Origin of the sequence: Acinetobacter sp. YH12211, from assembly GCF_013418015.1 — a bacterium.
Classification (GTDB): Bacteria; Pseudomonadota; Gammaproteobacteria; order Pseudomonadales; family Moraxellaceae; genus Acinetobacter; species Acinetobacter towneri.
Window position 1 is genome coordinate 22,407 of sequence record NZ_VPCW01000021.1, and the last position, 17,731, is coordinate 40,137.

The following is a 17,731-nucleotide window of genomic DNA, read 5'->3' on the forward strand; positions in this document are numbered from 1 at the left end:
TTAATCTTATAAATCCCCCTAAATCCCCCTTTATGAAAGGGGGACTTTTAATGAGGATTAAACACGTTCAATAATCAAAGCAATACCTTGACCAACACCAATACACATTGAACATAAACCGTATTTACCGCCAGTTTGTTCAAGTTGGTTCAGTGCTGTAGTGACTAAACGCGCACCAGATGCACCAAGTGGGTGACCTAAAGCAATTGCACCACCGTTTGGATTGACTTTCTCTGAACCATCTTCAATGCCTAAGTCACGAGTACATGCTAATGCTTGTGCAGCAAAGGCTTCGTTCAGTTCAATCACGTCCATTTGTTCAATGGTCAAACCTGTTTGTGCCAACAATTTTTTGATTGCAGGCGCAGGACCAAAGCCCATAATACGTGGTTCAACACCAACAACAGTTGAAGCAATGATTTTGGCACGTGGTTTTAAGCCGTGTTGTGCAACCGCTTCTTCAGAAGCAATCAGTAGGGCAGCCGCACCATCGTTAATACCTGACGCGTTACCTGCAGTCACAGTACCGTCTGCTTTTACCACTGGCTTTAATTTTGCCAATGCTTCTGCTGTGGTTGATGCACGTGGATGTTCGTCTGCAGCAACAACGACAGGCTCGCCTTTACGTTGTGGAATTTCCACTGCAATAATTTCTTTGTCAAAGAAACCGCGTGCTTGTGCAGCAGCAGTACGTTGTTGGCTGGTTAGAGCAAACAAGTCTTGATCGGCACGGTTAATATTGAACTGTTCCGCTACATTTTCAGCAGTTTGCGGCATAGTTTCTACGCCGTACATTTCTTTGAGTTTCGGGTTAATGAAACGCCAGCCCATTGTGGTGTCTTCAATTTTTTGACTACGACCATAAGCAGATTCTGATTTACCCATCACAAATGGAGCGCGGCTCATTGATTCAACACCACCTGCAATAATCAGGTTTGCTTCACCTGCTTTAATTGCACGTGCGGCCATTGCAATTGCGTCTAGCGATGAACCACATAAACGGTTTACAGTGGTTGCTGGCACTTGGTACGGTAAACCTGCTAAAAGTGCAGACATACGACCCACGTTACGGTTGTCTTCACCTGCTTGGTTGGCACAGCCGTAAATCACGTCATCAACTTGTTCCCAGTTTACAGATGGATTGCGTTGCATAAGTGCTTTGATCGGTAATGCGCCTAAGTCATCAGCACGGACTGGAGCTAAACCACCTGCATAACGACCAAATGGGGTACGGATGGCATCGACGATATATGCGTTTTTCATATTTTATTTTCCAAATATCTTAATCTCTCCCAACCTCCCTTTAAAAAAGGGAGGAGATTCCCACCTAAAATTACTTGATGGAAGTCCCCCTTTGAAAAAGGGGGATTTAGGGGGATTAAAAATTATATTTAAAGACGATTAAGCCTGAGTCGCATCAATCAGCTTTGCACCAGTCAATGACTGTAATTCTTCAAAGCTCAAGCCTTCAACTTTTTCAAGAACTTTCATACCTTCAGGAGTTACGTCAATCACACATAAGTCAGTGTAAATGCGGTCTACACATTTCAAGCCAGTTGCTGGGTAAGTCAATTCAGCCACGATTTTTGGTTCACCTTTTTTGGTGACGTGATCGGTTGTGATAAAGACTTTTTTCGCACCAACGGCTAAGTCCATTGCGCCACCAACAGCAGGAATCGCATCTGGCGCACCTGTGTGCCAGTTTGCCAAGTCGCCATTTTCAGCCACTTGGAATGCACCCAATACTGCGATGTCTAAGTGACCGCCACGCATCATGGCAAAAGAGTCACCATGATGGAAGAATGAGCCGCCTGTTAGCATGGTCACGAATTCTTTACCTGCGTTGATTAACTCAGGGTCTTCTTCACCTGCAGGAGGTGGTGGACCGAAAGCCAATAAACCGTTTTCAGAGTGTAAGAATACGTCTTTGTCTGAAGGCAGGTAGTTTGAAATTTTAGTTGGTAAGCCAATGCCGAGGTTGACATAAGCACCGTCTGGAATGTCTTGTGCCACACGTTCAGCGATTTGATCACGTGTTAATTTGGTATAGCTCATGATGTTCTCCTTCACGTGACAGTTATGCAGATTGTTCAGGTTGTTTTGCGCCAACGGCAACAACGTGCTGAACGAAAATACCCGGAGTGATGATGTGTTCAGGATCTAACGCGCCTAACTCAACCACTTCAGAAACCTGTGCAATTGTCACATCGGCAGCCATCGCCATGATTGGGCCAAAGTTACGTGCAGATTTACGGTACACCAAGTTACCCCAACGGTCGCCTTGCTGTGCTTTAATTAAAGCAAAGTCTGCGCGGATTGGGTTTTCTAGTACGTAGTCTTTACCTTCATAATTTAAGATTGGTTTGCCTTCTGCAAGTAAAGTACCAAAACCTGTAGGGGTATAGATTGGACCTAGACCCATACCTGCAGCCTGAATACGGCATGCCAAGTTACCTTGCGGCACCAGTTCAAGCTCGATTTTGCCTGCGCGGTAAAGTTCATCAAATACCCAAGAGTCAGACTGACGTGGGAATGAACAGATAATTTTACGTACCGCGCCAGCTTTTAGCAGTTTCGCTAAACCGTAGTCACCATTACCTGCGTTGTTGTTTACAATAATTAAATCTTTGATGCCAAGTTCAATCAAACCATCAATGAGTTCCGCTGGCTGACCTGCGGTACCAAAACCACCAATCATGATGGTTGAACCATCTTTAATTTGCGAAAGGACTTCTGTTAAAGAAGTTTGACTTTTATCAATCATAATGTGTCCTAGACAATTGCCTGTCCATTAACTTTTGGAACTTTGAGTTGAAGGTAGGGGTGCTGCTGAGTTGTCGCGTTTGGTTAATACCCAATGTGCGATCAAACCAATACAGATGCCCCAAAATACAGAACTTAGCCCTAAAAACTGCATGCCAGAGGCAGTTGCTAAAAAGGTGATGAGGGCTGCATCACGCTGTGATTCTTTACTCATTGCAACTGAAATATTGGTGGCAATTGCACCTAAAAGTGCAAGTCCAGCCAACGCTGCAATCAGTTCTTTGGGCAATAGGCTAAATAGCATGACGATGCTACCCGCAAATAACCCACCTAAAATATAGAAAATACCGTTTGCAACACCTGCAATATATCGCTTTTCTTTCAGTTCGTGCGCATCTTTACCTAAGCATAATGCTGCAGTAATAGAGGCAAGTACAATGGTAATTCCTCCCACACACGCAACGGCAAGAGAAGCGATACTGGTCGCACTAATAATAGGCTTAGCAGGCATGTCATAACCGCTAATTTTAATAATTGCCATACCCGGTAAAAACTGCCCAGACAAGCTGACTAAAATTAAAGGTAATGCCAAGTTTAAGGTTGAATTCCACGTCCATTCAGGTGCAATAAACTGTGGAATTGCCAAACTAAAATTGGTGGTGACAGGGTTAATTTTACCGAGCATTAAGCTGAGTATAATGCCTGCAGCAAGCACCCAAATCATGGCATAACGTGGACTAAAACGCTTTGCCAATAAAAATACCGCTAGCATCCCAAATACAATGTATGGCAGGGTATCGGTTGCAGTAAATAAGCCTAAGCCAAATTGAACCAAAATACCTGCCATCATGCCTGCTGCGACTTCTTGCGGAATCCAAGACAGGAGTTTGTCAAAATAACCTGTGATTCCAATCAAAAAAATCACCACAGCAGAGGTGATGTAGGCTGCAACTGCTTCATTCAGGGTAATATCGGGAAACAGTGTGACCAGCAATGCGGTACCGGGTGCAGACCAAGCGGTGACCACAGGCACTTTGTATTTAATGGACAAAAAGATACCTGCGACAGCAGCACCAATAGAAATTCCCCAAATCCATGAAATCATCATATCTGGGGAAACTTGGGCTTGCTGTGCCGCTTGGAAAAAGATGATCAATGGCCCTGAATAGGAGATCAGCACTGCTAAGAATCCTGCAACAGTGGCTGAAATTGACCAGTCATTTTTTAAAGTTTGGAACAGGTGACTCATTGACGATTTGCCTCCTTGCGTCAAGCAATGATCCTGTTGAAGTTGGTCATGATCTTGGCTTAGCCCTGATCACCACCACCTACAGGTACAACGGTACCTGTCATGTACGATGACTCATCAGAAGCAAGGAACAGAATCGCATTCACTTGTTCCTGAATGGTGCCATAGCGACCCAAGAAGGTACGATCAATGGTTTGATCGACCACTTGTTGCATCCACTCTTTTTCAGATTCTGAAAGTGGGTTGGCATTACGTGGCACTTTACGTGGTGGCGCTTCTGTACCGCCAGTTGCAATAGCATTCACACGAATACCATCTTTGGCATGTTCAAAGGCGAGGGAAGCGGTTAAACCGTTTACACCACCTTTAGACGCCGAATATGGCACGCGGTTAATACCACGTGTTGCAATTGAAGATACGTTTACAATGGTACCTTTCTGGTTTTTCACCATTTCAGGCAATACTGCGCGGCAGCACCACATAGTAGGGAACAATGAACGATTCACTTCTTTGATAATTTCTTCTTCAGAAAATTCTTCAAAAGGTTTCATCCAAATTGCACCGCCTACGTTGTTGATGAGCACATCAACACGACCATAGGTTTCAAGTGCTTTAGCAACCACAGATTCTGCACCTGCAAAAGTTTCAAGGTTGGCTTTTACGGTTACTGCATCGCCACCGTGTTCTTCAATTTCGGCCAACACTTCTTCTACATAGGGAGAAAGGTCTGCCATAACCACTTGGGCACCTTCACTCGCCACTTGTAAAGCCACACCGCGACCAATGCCTTGAGCGGCACCAGTCACGATTACAACTTTGTTTTCAAATCTTTTTGTGCGATTCATTGTATTCTCCGACTATGTTTCTAGACTGTATAACAAACTTAGTTGGCAGAGAATTTTTCAAATAGGAAGCTTGCAGGTTTAACACCTTCTGCATCTAACCAGCCACGTACCGCTTCTACCATTGGCACTGGACCACATAGGTAGATGTCTACATCACCACCGTTGAGCCATTCGTTTTCGATATGGCCAGTCACGTAACCTTTACGCTCGTGTGCAGATTCTGGATTTGCCACTACAGTGCGGTACTCGAACCAAGAGAATTTTTCTTGTAGTTCGTTTAATTTTTCAATTGCAACCAAGTCAAAGTCATTGGTCACACCAAAAACTAAACGTACAGGGTGCTCAGAACCTTTTTCTTCAAGTACTTGCAGCATAGACATAAATGGTGCGATACCTGTACCACCTGCTAACATCACTACAGGGCGTGCTACATTACGTAAGTAGAAGCTACCAAATGGACCCGTAAAGGTCATTTTGTCGCCAGCTTTGGCATTTTGGCTTAAGAATTCGCTCATTTTGCCGTTTGGTACGTTACGTACTACAAAACCAGTTAAGCGGTTACCAGGCTTAGAGCTGAAAGAATATGAACGGGTTTCTGTTGTACCAGGAATACCCACATTCACGTATTGACCTGCAAGGAAGTGAATGTCTGGTTGACCTTCATCTAACTGAATATCAAAGGTAATCGTCGAGTCAGATAAGTTTTCGACACGAGCCAAAGTACCTTCAAATGCATGAATTTCAGTTTTACATACATCAGAAGTTGCTTGAATTTGGAATACTGCGTCAGAAGTTGGTTTACATTGGCATGCAAGAATGTAGCCTTGTTCAGCTTCTTCTGGTGTCAATGCATCTTCAATATAAGTTTCTTCAGGCATGTCATACGAACCTGATTCACAAAACGCACGGCACGTTCCACATGCACCGTCACGGCAGTCCAAAGGAATATTGATCTTTTGACGGTAAGCTGCGTCTGACAGTGTTTCACCATCTGTAACAGAAATAAAACGTGTAACGCCATCTTCAAATTGAAGTGCAACATTGTGGTTTGACATGGCTGAATATCCTATATAAATCTTTGAAACTAGACCTTTCAGCCAAGATTCCATCTGGCTGAAAGGTTTTTACCTTGCTGTAAATGAATACAGTCTTAGAGGTGGTAGATATCGATTACTTGGTTGATGTAATCGTTTTTCAGCACCACGTACTTGCTTAAAATTTGCGGTTTGTCGCCAGAAAAATCAATTTCATAGCGCGACATACCAAAGTAGCTGTAGTTAGTTTTGTAACGGAAACTTAAAGTGTTCCAGTTAAAACGTACAGTGACTTTATCGCCATCACGTTCAACAATTTCAATGTTGCTGATGTTGTGGCTTGTGCGTGTATCTGGCATGGTTGCAGATGAACGCTCAGTTTTGATACGGAACACACGGTCTTCTAAACCTTGACGGTCTGGGTAGTAAATCAAAGATATTTCAGACTGTGGATCTTGAGTTAAACGGTCATCGTCATCCCAAGCTGGCATCCAGAAAGAAGCAGTAGGAGCGTAGCACTGTAACCACTCATCCCATTGCTCATCATCTAAGAAGCGAGCTTCTTGATAAAGGAATTGAGCAATATTTTCTAAAGTAATCGCGCTCATGCGTTTTCTCCTTCAGTAGATGCAGCAATTTCTTTTTCAGTCGCAATACCTTTTTTGATTAGATCTAACCAATGTTGGTGCTGTGAAAGATATAAACCTTCGTCTTCAGTTTTAATACCTGAAAGTTTTGGTTTTAAACCGATTTCGTTTGCAGCATCGTCTGGACCTTGGATCCAATGCTTAGAACCACGGCACATATCGTTCCACTCAAGTGCGATACCTGCGTAGCCAACTTGACATGCACGGAATTCTTCAAGATCGTCTGGTGTAGCCATACCTGATGCGTTAAAGAAGTCTTCGTACTGACGAATACGGCGTGCGCGTGCTTCTGGCTCTTCACCTACAGGTGCGATACAGTAAATTGTCACTTCAGTCTTATCGACAGAAAGAGGACGTAACACACGAATTTGTGAACCGAACTGATCCATGAAGTACACGTTTGGATAGATACACAAGTTACGTGAACGCTCGATCATCCATTTCGCCATTGCTTCACCGAATTGCTCGGTGTATTCATCTTTCTTGGCAAAGTTAGGACGGTCTTCTGGGTTAGCCCATTGAGTCCAAAGGAGCATGTGACCATTTTCAAAGCCGTAAGAACCACCGCCTTGTTTGCCCCATGAACCTGCGCTCATTGCACGGATGTTATCGCCAGCTTCTTTTTCTTTACGTTGCTGAGTTGTTGCAGCGTAGTTCCAGTGTACTGCAGACACGTGGTAACCATCGGCACCGTTTTCAGCAGTTAACTTCCAGTTACCTTCATAGGTGTAAGTCGAAGAACCACGTAAAACTTCAAGACCTTGTTGAGATTGACCCACAATCATGTCAATGATTTTAGTCGCTTCGCCTAGGTATTCTTCTAAAGAAGGAACATCTGGGTTTAAGCTACCAAACAAGAAACCTTTATAGCTTTCAAAGCGGGCAACTTTTTTCAAGTCGTGTGAACCGTCTTTGTTAAAGCAATCTGAATAACCTGCATCTGCTGGGTCTTTTACTTTTAACAACTTACCAGAGTTGTTGAAAGTCCAACCGTGGAATGGGCAAGTATAAGTTGCTTTGTTACCACGCTTGTAACGACATAATTGTGCACCACGGTGTGAACACGAGTTGATCATGGCATTCAATTCGCCATTGCGGTTACGCGCAATGATGATTGGCTGACGACCAATGTAAGTGGTGTAGTAGTCATTGTTGTTTGGAATTTGGCTTTCATGTGCCAAATAAACCCAGTTGCCTTCAAAAATGTATTTCATTTCTAGGTCAAACAGGGCTTGGTCTGTGAATACTGAACGGTGTAATTTAAATTCACCAGATTCAAAATCATCAACCAATAATTCGTCAATACGGTCTAAGTGGCTAGTATTGATAACAGGAATACGAGGCATGTCCTTTCTCCGACTTTCCAAGGAGGGCAGTCATCGGGATGGGGCAACGACCACATCCCGATTCCATTTCAAATTATGCGCTTGCGCGGCGACGTTCAACTTCAGTAGAAGGAACGCCAGCTTGATCTTTCTGAAGAACAATGTTGAACTGGATGTGTTTGAAAGGACCTTTCAGACCACGTTTTGCAATTTCAGCTTCATCAGTCACGTCAACCGCAGTTGCCACCAGACCTTCACGAGTCGCGAATGCAAAGTCATCCCACAGGTATTGGTCGCCTTCAATATTGAATTGAGTAGTCAGCTTGCGGTAACCTGGTGCAGATACGAAGTAATGTACGTGCGATGGACGGTTACCGTGACGGCCTAGCTTGTCCAGTACAAACTGAGTTGTACCTTCTGGAGGGCAGCCATAACCCACTGGCATTGTCGTCAATGCAGTATATTGACCATCGGCAGCGGTAATGATGCTGCGACGCAGGTTAAAGTCTGACTGTGACTTGTCAAAGAATGAGTAGTTGCCTAGGCTGTTGGCATGCCAGATTTCAACTTTAGCACCTTCAACACGGTTGCCGTCAGTATCAGTCACTGTACCTTCAATGATCAGCGTCGGGATTTTGCCTTCTTCAGAACCATCGTCCATACGCGCAAAGCTTACTGTTTCAGGTGCGCCAGAGACATAAAGTGGACCTTCAATCGTACGTGGCGTACCGCCAGTAATGCCTGCTTTAGCATCCGCTTCATCAGCACGTAAGTCTAGGTAGTGTTCCAGACCCAAACCTGCAGCCAATAAACCTAATTCGTTCGCTTGACCGGCATCAGTAAAGTATTCCAGACCTTTCCACAGTTCTGACTGAGAAATATCAAGATCTTCGATCGCTTGGAAAAGGTCACCCAATAAACGCACAACAATTTGTTGTACACGTTCATCTACAGGGCCTGTCGCTGTATCAACGTTCATTTGCTTAACTAATGCATCAATTTCTTGGCGATTCATTTTCATTCTCCTTGGAGGTGTGCTTTGGTGGCGAATATCTCTGGACTAAAAACGAGATAATTGGCTGCCACTTTCCTTGTTTACTTGGTTTGCTAAATGTTTACTTTGGTGCTGGAGTAAGGTGCTTACTCCAGTTTCCGAATTAAATCAGGTGTCATCTTCACGAATTGATGAAGGGTGGCGGTTCAATGCCATCACTTCAATATTCATGTAAGGGTAGAGCGGAAGACCTTGCAGAATGTTGTGCAGTTCTTCATTGCTCTCAACATCAAAAATACTGATGTTTGAATACTGGCCAGTAATACGCCAAATATGACGCCATTTACCTTGACGCTGTAATTCCTGCGAATATGCTTTTTCAACGGCTTTAATTTCGTTAGCAGTTTCTGCTGGCATATCCAATGGAATGTTTACATCCATACGTACGTGGAAAAGCATGGGTTTCTCCTAATTACTGACGACGCAAGTTGTCAATTTTGTCTTCATCCAGTTCAATGCCTAGACCTGCACCTGTTGGAAGGTGTAATTCAAAGTCTTGGTACTGAAGCGGAGTTTTTAAAATTTCTTCTGTTAGCAGCAATGGGCCAAATAATTCAGTGCCATAAGCTAAATTTTGGAAGGTAGAGAACACGTGTGCAGATGCAATTGTGCCGACTGGGCCTTCAAGCATGGTGCCGCCATAGAGGTCGATACCTGCCAACTGTGCAATCGTTGCCACTTCACAGCCTTCAATCAGACCAGCAGACTGTGCAACTTTAACTGCAAATACAGATGCAGCATTACGTTTTGCCAATTGATAAGCGCTTTGTGGGCCCATCAATGATTCATCTGCCATGATGGCAATATCAAATTTACGTGTTAAACGCTCCATGGCATCAATGTTGTCAATTGCACATGGTTGTTCAATTAAATCGACACCACCATCTTGTAAAAGCTGGATGCCTTTAATTGCTTCAAGTTCTGACCAAGCACGGTTTACGTCTACACGAATAGAAACGTCTTTACCCAATGCTTGTTTGATTGCCAATACGTGTTCTACATCTTGCTCTACTGGGCGTGAACCGATTTTGAGCTTGAATGTGTTGTGGCGTTTAGCCGCAATCATTTTTTGTGCTTCAGCGATGTCTTTTTCTGTATCGCCAGATGCAAGTACCCATAACACAGGAACCGAGTTGCGTAGGCGACCACCTAAAATTTCACTTAAAGGTTGGTTTAAGCGCTGCGCTTGAATATCTAATAAAGCAGTTTGAATGGCACATTTCGCGAAACGGTTGCCATTGATATTCTTTTTAATGACCTGTAAAGTTTGCGCAACATTCAAGCCAGCTAAAGTTTTTAGCAATGATGCGAAATATGTTTCGATATTGGTTTTTACGCTTTCTGGGCTTTCTTCACCATAGCCCAAGCCGCCAATCGTGGTTGCTTCGCCCCAGCCAACAAAACCATCTTCAGTGGTGATTTTGACTAATACAAGGGTTTGGGTTTGCATGGTTGCAACCGCCATCTTGTGTGGACGGATGGTTGGTATTTCCACCAGCAAAGTTTCTACTGACTTATACATGGTTTGCCCTTCATATCATTGCTTTATTACAGTTATGTGATATACCTTAAAAGAATAAATTGCATTGGTCGAAGATCAAATATGCATTTTTTTATACTTAAAAGGTATTTTGATCTATGGAACTCAGACATTTACGTTATTTTGTTGCTGTTGTAGAAGAGCAAAGTTTCACCAAGGCAGCAGAAAAACTCTTTATTGCTCAACCACCTTTGAGCAGACAGATCCAAAATTTAGAACAAGAGCTTGGAATTCAACTATTTGAGCGTGGAAGTAGACCGCTTAAGACCACCGAAGCAGGCCAATTCTTTTACCAACATGCCGTTAAACTTTTGTCTAATGCGGAAGAAATCAAGTCGATGACAAAACGTGTCGGTATTGCTGGTCGTACTGTGACTATTGGCTTCGTTGGTTCTTTATTGTTCGGATTATTGTCAAGAATTGTGTATTTGTTTAAGCAGCAGCATCCGCATTTAAAAATAGAAATGGTGGAAATGACCACCAATGACCAAATTCAGGCACTTAAAGAAGGGCGTATAGATGTTGGATTTGGACGCTTAAGAATTTCTGATCCTGCAGTTAAACGTATCTTATTACGTGAAGAACGCTTGATGGTTGCAGTACATTCGAGCCACCCATTTGCGGCACAAAAAGAAGGTGTATATTTGGCGGATGTTGTTGATCAACAACTATTTTTATATCCAAATCACAACAAGCCAAACTTCTCTACCCAAATTCGTGGCGTGTTTTCTGAGTATGGTTTAGAACCTCGCAAAATTCGTGAAGTGCGTGAATTACAATTGGCGTTGGGTTTTGTTGCTGCAGGTGAGGGCTTGTGTATCGTGCCAGAAAGCGCACAAAATATTCATTTGGCACATTTGCACTTTATACCTTTATTAGATGACTCGGCTGTAAGTCCTGTGTTTATGGCAATTCGTAATATGGATGAAAGTGAAGACATTCGATCTTTGTTTGACTGCATTTATCAAGTTTATGATTTGGAAGCATTTACTTATGATCGCAATGTATTCTAGTAAAGCCATATAAAACAAATATTTATAACTATATTTTTTATATAAAAGCACAGATATTTTTAACAAAATACTGTTATGTGAATTGCCTGAAAAAACTTTTTTAAGCATCACATTACAGTATTTTTTTCGCCTTGTTATTTTTATCTGTTTTAAAATCAATATCTTACAAAACTATAGACTTTTTAGGTATGTATCCATGCCTATTCAGTTTTGGACAAATTTTAACTTATTATTCATTGTGTGCATCTGAGTTGGAGTAACGGACTTCACAATTAGGAGGTGAAGCAAGATGCAAAGCAATAAAATTAATATTAATACCTTGATTGACGAGGCCAAGTTCACGCCATTCCATTGGGGTGTATTGTTTTGGTGTTTGATGATCATTATTTTTGACGGTTACGACTTGGTCATTTATGGGGTTGCATTACCACTACTGATGCAAGAGTGGGCGCTCAGTGCAGTACAAGCAGGTTTACTGGCCAGTACGGCATTGTTTGGCATGATGTTTGGTGCCATGACCTTCGGTACCTTATCGGACAAGTTAGGTCGTAAAAAGACCATCATGATCTGTGTGGCTATTTTCAGTGGCTTTACATTCTTAGGTGCGTTTGCAAGTAATCCAGTTGAATTTGGTATTTTACGTTTCCTTGCTGGGCTTGGTATTGGCGGTGTAATGCCAAACGTTGTGGCCCTTATGACAGAATATGCGCCAAAGCGTATTCGTAGTACTTTGGTTGCGCTGATGTTTAGTGGTTATGCCATTGGCGGTATGACTTCAGCATTGTTGGGTGCATGGTTAGTGCCAGAGTTTGGTTGGAAAATCATGTTTTACATCGCAATTATTCCATTGGTGGCTTTACCATTAATTTGGAAATTCTTGCCTGAGTCACTCATGTATTTGACCAACAAGAAAGAAATTGAGCAAACCCGTAGTATTGTGCAAAAAATCTCACCAAGCCAACAATTAAATGGTGACACTGAGTTTGTACTGAATGAAGTGACTAAAGGCGATGAAGCACCTGTAAAAGCATTGTTCCAGCAAGGCCGTATGTTCAGTACGTTCATGTTCTGGATCGCATTCTTCATGTGCTTGTTAATGGTTTATGCTTTGGGCAGCTGGTTACCAAAATTAATGATCCAAGCGGGTTATTCATTGGGTGCAAGTATGATCTTCCTATTCGCACTGAATATTGGTGGCATGATTGGCGCAATTGGTGGTGGTGCATTGGCTGACCGCTTCCATATCAAAAAAGTACTCACCATTATGTTTATCTGTGGTGCAGCAGCATTAATTCTGCTTGGCTTTAACAGTCCACAAATTGTGTTGTACACCTTAATTGCAGTTGCTGGGGCAGCAACCATTGGTTCACAAATCTTACTTTATACTTTCGTCGCACAATATTACCCATCTACTGTACGTTCTACAGGTATGGGCTGGGCGTCAGGTATTGGTCGCATCGGTGCAATCGTTGGGCCAGTACTCACAGGTGCACTATTAACCATGAATTTACCGCACCAAATGAACTTCTTTGCTATTGCGATTCCAGGTGTAATTGCTGCCTTAGCAATCTTCATGGTGAATTTAAAAACGTCTGTAGAAGCTAAAGCCGCTGCGGAGCCTGCTGTAGAAAGCAATCCAGTCGCACAAAAAGCAACCCAATAATTTCTTTACCTTTCCATTAATCTACAGTCATCAATGATATAGATCGCCATCGTAAGCGATGGTGATCTGTTGCTAGAATTTGATGGCACAATAACAAGCGAGTTTAGGATGAACGCGAAAACATTAACCCAATCTTTTAATTTTCAATCTACAACGGTTCGACCAACAATGCAGCGCACGCTCATGATGAGCATGATTGCATTAAGTATGGGCGGTATGAGTGTTGCAGCTCAGGCGCAGACCCAACAGCAAACGGAAATTGAGCAACTTAGACAAGAAGTTCAGGCTTTACGTGGTTTGATTGAGCAGCAAAAAGTACAAAATGCACAAACTGCAACAGCAATTGCCAATGTGCAACGTACTGCAGCAGCGCCAGTTGCTAATCCTGTGTTAAAAACTGCCAAAGGTGCCGAATTTAATCTATATGGTAATGTGCGTTTAGATGCGTCTTATCAGGTAGAAGGTGGCGCTAAAGATATGCCGTATAACCAAATTAACGGTGTACCACTTGAAGGCAATAAAGAACAAAGTGATCGTTTGAGATCAACACTTTCTGCAACCCGTTTAGGTTTAGATTTTAAAAGCCCTGTGGGTGAACAAGACGTAAAAGGTAAACTTGAAGTTGACTTCTTAGGTGGAGCAAACCTTGATAACTTACGTATTCGCCATGCTTATTTGAACTATGGGAATTGGTTGATTGGTCAAACTTGGTCAAACTTTGCGATTCCAGACTATATGCCAGAAACCATTGATGCTTTGGCGTATGTTGGTGGTGCGGTGAAACGTACACCACAAGTACGCTATACAACAAAGTTTAGCCCACAAACCAATTTGGTGGTTGCAGCTGAAGACCCTAAAGACAGTTCAATCAACCAGCGTTTACCTGCATTAACTGCGCGTTTAAATCATCAATTTGCAGATAATTTAAATGTCAGCGTACGTGCGATGGGGCATGAAAAACGTATCAATTCTGAAGAAGAAATGGCATGGGGTGTTGGTGTAGGTGCAAAATATGATGTTGTACCGGGCACAACTTTAAAAGCCGATTATTACCATGTAAAAGGTGATAGCAGCTTTGTATCATTCACCAACAAAGGTGTTGTTGCTCAGGCAGATGGCAGTCTTCTTCAAAGTGAATTTGACTCAATCATGGTCGGTATTACACAAAAATTCAGTGACAAAGTACATGGTACATTGGGTTATGGTTATATGAGTTTTGATAAGGATCAAAACTATACTGATGTTCTTAAAGCATCAATACCAAAAGATCAAACTGAAAATGATGCAACTCGTGCAAACAAAGAGTTATGGCAAGCTTGGGCAAACGTATTCTATAGCCCACGCAAACCGTTAAGCTTTGGTCTTGAATATGTTTATGGTGAGCGTACTGCATTAGCGCCTGACACTAATGGTAGCGACAAAGGTGAAGATAATCGTTTAAATCTTGTAGCTATTTATAACTTCTAAAATTGTACTGTAAACCACAAAAGAGCTGAGCCAAAAACTCAGCTCTTTTTTTATTGTCGGGTGATAGGCTTGGCAATTAGGCATGAGTATATTGCGTGATGTGCTGTTGTATCACCTCAGACAAAACATCCAATGCAGCAGCAATATCACTGTTCCAAGCAAAAGAGCAGTTTAAACGAATAAAGTTCTGGCTGACCTGTTCAGAACGGAATAACTGACTTGGCGCAATGCCAATCTTGTTTTGAATCAATAGCTGATAAATCGTATAGCCATCTATATATGCAGGCAGTTCAATCCATAAAAAGTATCCACTAGAATAGTAGTGAATTTTGCAGGTTGGGTTTAAGCGTTGTTTCAACTGCTGATAAAACACTTTTTTGTGTTTTTCTAATTGCTTGCGTAATTTACGCAAATGTTTTTCATAATGATGATGTGACAGAAAATCGACCAAAGTGTTTTGCAGTAAGGGACTTGCAGAAACCGTGCTCATGAGTTGCAAATGCTGAATAGCATTGGAAAATTGACCTGCATAAACCCAACCGACCCGCACAGCAGAACCCAAAGTTTTAGAAAAAGAAGCGCAATGCAGTACGCGTTGTTGTCGGTCAAAATACTTCATGGGCAGTGGTTTTTGCGTACCGTAATACAATTCTTGATAGACATCATCTTCAATTAAATACACTTGATATTCTTCAAGCAAACTCGCAATACGTTGCTTAATTTCATCTCTGACACTAAAGCCAATAGGGTTATGAATATTCAACATCAACCAGCAGACTTTAATTGGGTATTGTTTTAAGGCTTGTTCAAATGAGTCTAAATCGAAACCTGAAACAGGGTGTTCTGGAATGGTAATCACCTGTAAACCAAGACGTTCAGCCGCTTGCCATGCACCATAAAAAATAGTTTCTTGTAATAGAATAAAATCTCCAGGTTTGGTCAAAGCTTGTAATGACAAATTGAGCGCATCTAATGCGCCAGATGTAATGACAATGTCATTTGCATGGGTGGGTATGCCTTGTAAACAGTAGCGATTTGCAATTATGGTTCTTAATTCATAATTGCCCGGTGGCATGTGGTCGTGGCTAAAATAACTGCTTTTTCGCTTGGCGTGCTGCGCTAAAATTTGCATTAACTTTGGGTTAAACAGTAATTCTGCATTGGGAAAGGCAGAGCCTAAAGGACTGACATCTGCAGACTGAATTGATTTTAAATAGCCAAAGACCAAAGAGTTCATTTGAATATGTGCATTTAAACTCAAACTGCTTGGTACAGGTCGTTCAGTTTGATTGAGACGTTCTGCGACATAAAACCCCGACTTTTGTTTAGCGTAAACCAATCCCTGAGCTTCAAGTTCTTGATAAGCGTTTAGCACGGTCATTAAGCTATAACCACTGATTTGTGATTGTTCTCTTAACGAAGGTAACTTGCTATGTGCTTTCCATGCACCATTTTCAATGAGTTGCCGAATGTTCAACGCCAATTGTTCAGATTTATACATGGTATGACTCAAGCATTTTTTGCAGCTGTTACTTATTTTGATCTATTTTAGGTTTAAAACATTAAATAATTTCTGTTTTTATAACAGATTTGCATATATCTAAAATCAACTGTTATAGTTTTTAATGAATATTTTGTATCTACAGCAATGCTTTAGAATTTTACATAATCTGTATATCCCCATAATCTGGCTAGATTGGAGTCGATATGCAAGAAGATAACTCACGCAAACCACAGAAATATGCCGATAGCAGTATTTCAGACAGAGCATTTAAGCACATGATTATTTGGTTTACCGTGTATGTAGCTTTATTTTGTATCGGCGTGGCTGTTGTGGTGAATTTAGATAAGTTCTAAACAGTTTTTGAATAACAGCACACCTATAATCGCTTCAAGATATGAAAAACATTCATTTGAATTTTAATGAATGTTTTTTTTGTTTATAAAAGAGATCGTAAGCGCATAACTCAAAAGCAATAAAGATCGCAAAAATAACGGAATAGGCGTAAATTATAACTTTATCAGTAAAGCATTTGTGGTTGCAATGATTTCGAGTTGGGTGCTCTTTACCTTAATGGCTGCATTTATGCAGGCATGGCGCAATGCCTTTCAAAAACAACTCAGCACAAGTGTAGATGTTTATGGCGTGACTTTGGCACGTTTTATTTTTGCCTTGCCTTTTGCACTGGCGTATTTAAGCATTTTACAATGGCAGCAGCCTGTACAAGCAAAACTGCATTTTAGTTCGATGTTTTGGCTGTATATCATTATTGCAGCAGTGTGTCAGATTTTAGCCACAGCTTTAATGGTAAAACTGTTTCAACAGAAAAATTATGCGGTGGGTGTCGGACTTGCCAAAAGTGAAGCAGTTTTAGCCGCAATTGTAGGCGTGATTTTCCTACAAGAACATTTAAGCGCATTGGCTTGGTTAGGTGTTGCGATAGGCGGTATTGCGGTATTTCTACTGAGTAAAGGCAATCAACGTAGTGATTTTTCATTCACAACTTTAGCCATTGGAATCGGTAGTGGACTCAGCTTTGCGGTGACTTCTTTATTGGTGCGTGAAGCCAGTCTAGAGCTGGATTTCTTACCGTTTATTCACCGTGCTGCATGGGTTTTGGTGTGGGTCATTGGCTTACAATGTTTTATCTTATTGGCTTTTTTAGGTATATTTAAACGACATACCTTATATGCCATGTGGCAGCGGGTTGGATTAACTTTTAAAGTGAGCGTCTGCAGTTTTTTAGCATCACTGGGCTGGTTTAGTGCCATGAGTATGCAAACTGTGGCGATTGTGAAAACACTCGGACAAATTGAAATATTATTCAGCTTACTTATTTCAGCGTATTTCTTTAAAGAAAAACTTGCCCGTACCGATCATTGGGGATTGGGATTGGTCGTGCTTGCAGCAATGTTGGTCATTTGGGCATAGTGTTATATTTCACAGCTATGTAGTTTCAAACTTATGTCAAATCCGTTGACTTCATTTGAGCATCTCAGAAATTTGACATCCTCCCCGACCTAAAGGACGGAGATTCCTACTGCTAGACGCTCATGCCCGAGCGCAAGAATATTCAGTGCGGAATTTACATCCCGATCATGGAGCGTACCGCACTCCACACACTGCCATT

Annotated in this window: 18 protein-coding genes; 5 read left to right on the forward strand and 13 right to left on the reverse strand. The window is 41.9% G+C overall.

All coding sequences use genetic code 11. The features are described from left to right. Positions 1-57: 57 nt before the first annotated feature. The 11 genes from pcaF to FTU98_RS10260 all read right to left on the reverse strand — a co-directional run bounded on the left by pcaF (position 58) and on the right by FTU98_RS10260 (position 10,439). Positions 58-1,263: a 3-oxoadipyl-CoA thiolase gene (gene pcaF, locus FTU98_RS10210; protein WP_070155120.1), complete on the reverse strand. Its 1,206-nt coding sequence runs from the start codon at positions 1,261-1,263 to the stop codon at positions 58-60. A gap of 138 nt (positions 1,264-1,401) precedes the next feature. Further along, the gene (locus FTU98_RS10215; RefSeq protein ID WP_104851987.1) at positions 1,402-2,055 is read right to left on the reverse strand and encodes a 3-oxoacid CoA-transferase subunit B; all 654 of its coding nucleotides are present in this window, start codon (positions 2,053-2,055) and stop codon (positions 1,402-1,404) included. A 22-nt stretch (positions 2,056-2,077) separates the two neighbouring features. After that, a complete protein-coding gene (locus FTU98_RS10220) occupies positions 2,078-2,764 on the reverse strand; it encodes a 3-oxoacid CoA-transferase subunit A (protein ID WP_180009200.1) in 687 nt (228 codons plus the stop codon). Positions 2,765-2,791: 27 nt separating this feature from the next. After that, entirely contained in the window at positions 2,792-4,012 is a 1,221-nt protein-coding gene (gene benE, locus FTU98_RS10225) for a benzoate/H(+) symporter BenE (protein WP_004973520.1), read from the reverse strand. A 59-nt stretch (positions 4,013-4,071) separates the two neighbouring features. Further along, positions 4,072-4,857 carry a benzoate diol dehydrogenase BenD gene (gene benD / locus FTU98_RS10230; RefSeq protein ID WP_004973522.1) on the reverse strand — a complete coding sequence of 262 codons (786 nt, stop codon included), beginning with the start codon at positions 4,855-4,857 and terminating at the stop codon, positions 4,072-4,074. Between the two features lie 38 nt (positions 4,858-4,895). Next, entirely contained in the window at positions 4,896-5,912 is a 1,017-nt protein-coding gene (gene benC / locus FTU98_RS10235; protein WP_019837573.1) for a benzoate 1,2-dioxygenase electron transfer component BenC, read from the reverse strand. A 95-nt stretch (positions 5,913-6,007) separates the two neighbouring features. Continuing rightward, entirely contained in the window at positions 6,008-6,499 is a 492-nt protein-coding gene (gene benB, locus FTU98_RS10240; protein ID WP_096901612.1) for a benzoate 1,2-dioxygenase small subunit, read from the reverse strand. After that, the gene (gene benA / locus FTU98_RS10245; RefSeq protein ID WP_096901613.1) at positions 6,496-7,884 is read right to left on the reverse strand and encodes a benzoate 1,2-dioxygenase large subunit; all 1,389 of its coding nucleotides are present in this window, start codon (positions 7,882-7,884) and stop codon (positions 6,496-6,498) included. The genes benB and benA overlap by 4 nt, the downstream gene beginning before the upstream one ends. A 73-nt stretch (positions 7,885-7,957) precedes the next feature. Next, positions 7,958-8,878 (reverse strand): catechol 1,2-dioxygenase, encoded by a 921-nt coding sequence (catA, locus tag FTU98_RS10250; RefSeq protein ID WP_180051373.1) that lies wholly within the window; start codon positions 8,876-8,878, stop codon positions 7,958-7,960. Positions 8,879-9,025: 147 nt separating this feature from the next. Continuing rightward, positions 9,026-9,316 carry a muconolactone Delta-isomerase gene (gene catC / locus FTU98_RS10255; RefSeq protein WP_096901615.1) on the reverse strand — a complete coding sequence of 97 codons (291 nt, stop codon included), beginning with the start codon at positions 9,314-9,316 and terminating at the stop codon, positions 9,026-9,028. Positions 9,317-9,329: 13 nt separating this feature from the next. After that, positions 9,330-10,439: a muconate/chloromuconate family cycloisomerase gene (locus FTU98_RS10260; RefSeq protein WP_004973532.1), complete on the reverse strand. Its 1,110-nt coding sequence runs from the start codon at positions 10,437-10,439 to the stop codon at positions 9,330-9,332. A 116-nt stretch (positions 10,440-10,555) separates the two neighbouring features. Between FTU98_RS10260 and FTU98_RS10265 the strand changes: the two genes are divergently transcribed. From FTU98_RS10265 to FTU98_RS10275, 3 genes are all read left to right on the forward strand, one after another. Beyond that, complete coding sequence (locus tag FTU98_RS10265) at positions 10,556-11,470, forward strand: LysR family transcriptional regulator (RefSeq protein ID WP_096901617.1); 915 nt, start codon at positions 10,556-10,558, stop codon at positions 11,468-11,470. Positions 11,471-11,759: 289 nt separating this feature from the next. Continuing rightward, positions 11,760-13,133: an MFS transporter gene (locus FTU98_RS10270; protein WP_154320738.1), complete on the forward strand. Its 1,374-nt coding sequence runs from the start codon at positions 11,760-11,762 to the stop codon at positions 13,131-13,133. Positions 13,134-13,241: 108 nt separating this feature from the next. After that, positions 13,242-14,600 (forward strand): DcaP family trimeric outer membrane transporter, encoded by a 1,359-nt coding sequence (locus FTU98_RS10275; protein ID WP_257220041.1) that lies wholly within the window; start codon positions 13,242-13,244, stop codon positions 14,598-14,600. 76 nt (positions 14,601-14,676) lie between these two features. Here the strand turns inward: FTU98_RS10275 and FTU98_RS10280 are convergent, their stop codons facing one another. Continuing rightward, positions 14,677-16,101 carry a PLP-dependent aminotransferase family protein gene (locus FTU98_RS10280; RefSeq protein ID WP_180051374.1) on the reverse strand — a complete coding sequence of 475 codons (1,425 nt, stop codon included), beginning with the start codon at positions 16,099-16,101 and terminating at the stop codon, positions 14,677-14,679. Positions 16,102-16,307: 206 nt separating this feature from the next. On the opposite strand from FTU98_RS10280, the gene FTU98_RS10285 reads away from it, so the two are divergent. Beyond that, the gene (locus FTU98_RS10285) at positions 16,308-16,457 is read left to right on the forward strand and encodes a hypothetical protein (protein ID WP_180051375.1); all 150 of its coding nucleotides are present in this window, start codon (positions 16,308-16,310) and stop codon (positions 16,455-16,457) included. A gap of 187 nt (positions 16,458-16,644) precedes the next feature. Then, positions 16,645-17,532: a DMT family transporter gene (locus FTU98_RS10290; RefSeq protein WP_167846019.1), complete on the forward strand. Its 888-nt coding sequence runs from the start codon at positions 16,645-16,647 to the stop codon at positions 17,530-17,532. 89 nt (positions 17,533-17,621) lie between these two features. Here the strand turns inward: FTU98_RS10290 and FTU98_RS10295 are convergent. After that, positions 17,622-17,731, reverse strand: a 110-nt coding sequence (locus FTU98_RS10295; RefSeq protein ID WP_179990606.1) for a transposase, incomplete at its 5' end; no start/stop codon positions are given.

Bases quoted from the DNA above. Each gene is read 5' to 3' on its own strand.
- pcaF (WP_070155120.1), bottom strand. From the start codon at position 1,263: ATGAAAAACGCATATATCGTCGATGCCATCCGTACCCCATTTGGTCGT.
- FTU98_RS10215 (WP_104851987.1), bottom strand. From the start codon at position 2,055: ATGAGCTATACCAAATTAACACGTGATCAAATCGCTGAACGTGTGGCA.
- FTU98_RS10220 (WP_180009200.1), bottom strand. From the start codon at position 2,764: ATGATTGATAAAAGTCAAACTTCTTTAACAGAAGTCCTTTCGCAAATT.
- benE (WP_004973520.1), bottom strand. From the start codon at position 4,012: ATGAGTCACCTGTTCCAAACTTTAAAAAATGACTGGTCAATTTCAGCC.
- benD (WP_004973522.1), bottom strand. From the start codon at position 4,857: ATGAATCGCACAAAAAGATTTGAAAACAAAGTTGTAATCGTGACTGGT.
- benC (WP_019837573.1), bottom strand. From the start codon at position 5,912: ATGTCAAACCACAATGTTGCACTTCAATTTGAAGATGGCGTTACACGT.
- benB (WP_096901612.1), bottom strand. From the start codon at position 6,499: ATGAGCGCGATTACTTTAGAAAATATTGCTCAATTCCTTTATCAAGAA.
- benA (WP_096901613.1), bottom strand. From the start codon at position 7,884: ATGCCTCGTATTCCTGTTATCAATACTAGCCACTTAGACCGTATTGAC.
- catA (WP_180051373.1), bottom strand. From the start codon at position 8,878: ATGAATCGCCAAGAAATTGATGCATTAGTTAAGCAAATGAACGTTGAT.
- catC (WP_096901615.1), bottom strand. From the start codon at position 9,316: ATGCTTTTCCACGTACGTATGGATGTAAACATTCCATTGGATATGCCA.
- FTU98_RS10260 (WP_004973532.1), bottom strand. From the start codon at position 10,439: ATGTATAAGTCAGTAGAAACTTTGCTGGTGGAAATACCAACCATCCGT.
- FTU98_RS10265 (WP_096901617.1), top strand. From the start codon at position 10,556: ATGGAACTCAGACATTTACGTTATTTTGTTGCTGTTGTAGAAGAGCAA.
- FTU98_RS10270 (WP_154320738.1), top strand. From the start codon at position 11,760: ATGCAAAGCAATAAAATTAATATTAATACCTTGATTGACGAGGCCAAG.
- FTU98_RS10275 (WP_257220041.1), top strand. From the start codon at position 13,242: ATGAACGCGAAAACATTAACCCAATCTTTTAATTTTCAATCTACAACG.
- FTU98_RS10280 (WP_180051374.1), bottom strand. From the start codon at position 16,101: ATGTATAAATCTGAACAATTGGCGTTGAACATTCGGCAACTCATTGAA.
- FTU98_RS10285 (WP_180051375.1), top strand. From the start codon at position 16,308: ATGCAAGAAGATAACTCACGCAAACCACAGAAATATGCCGATAGCAGT.
- FTU98_RS10290 (WP_167846019.1), top strand. From the start codon at position 16,645: ATGATTTCGAGTTGGGTGCTCTTTACCTTAATGGCTGCATTTATGCAG.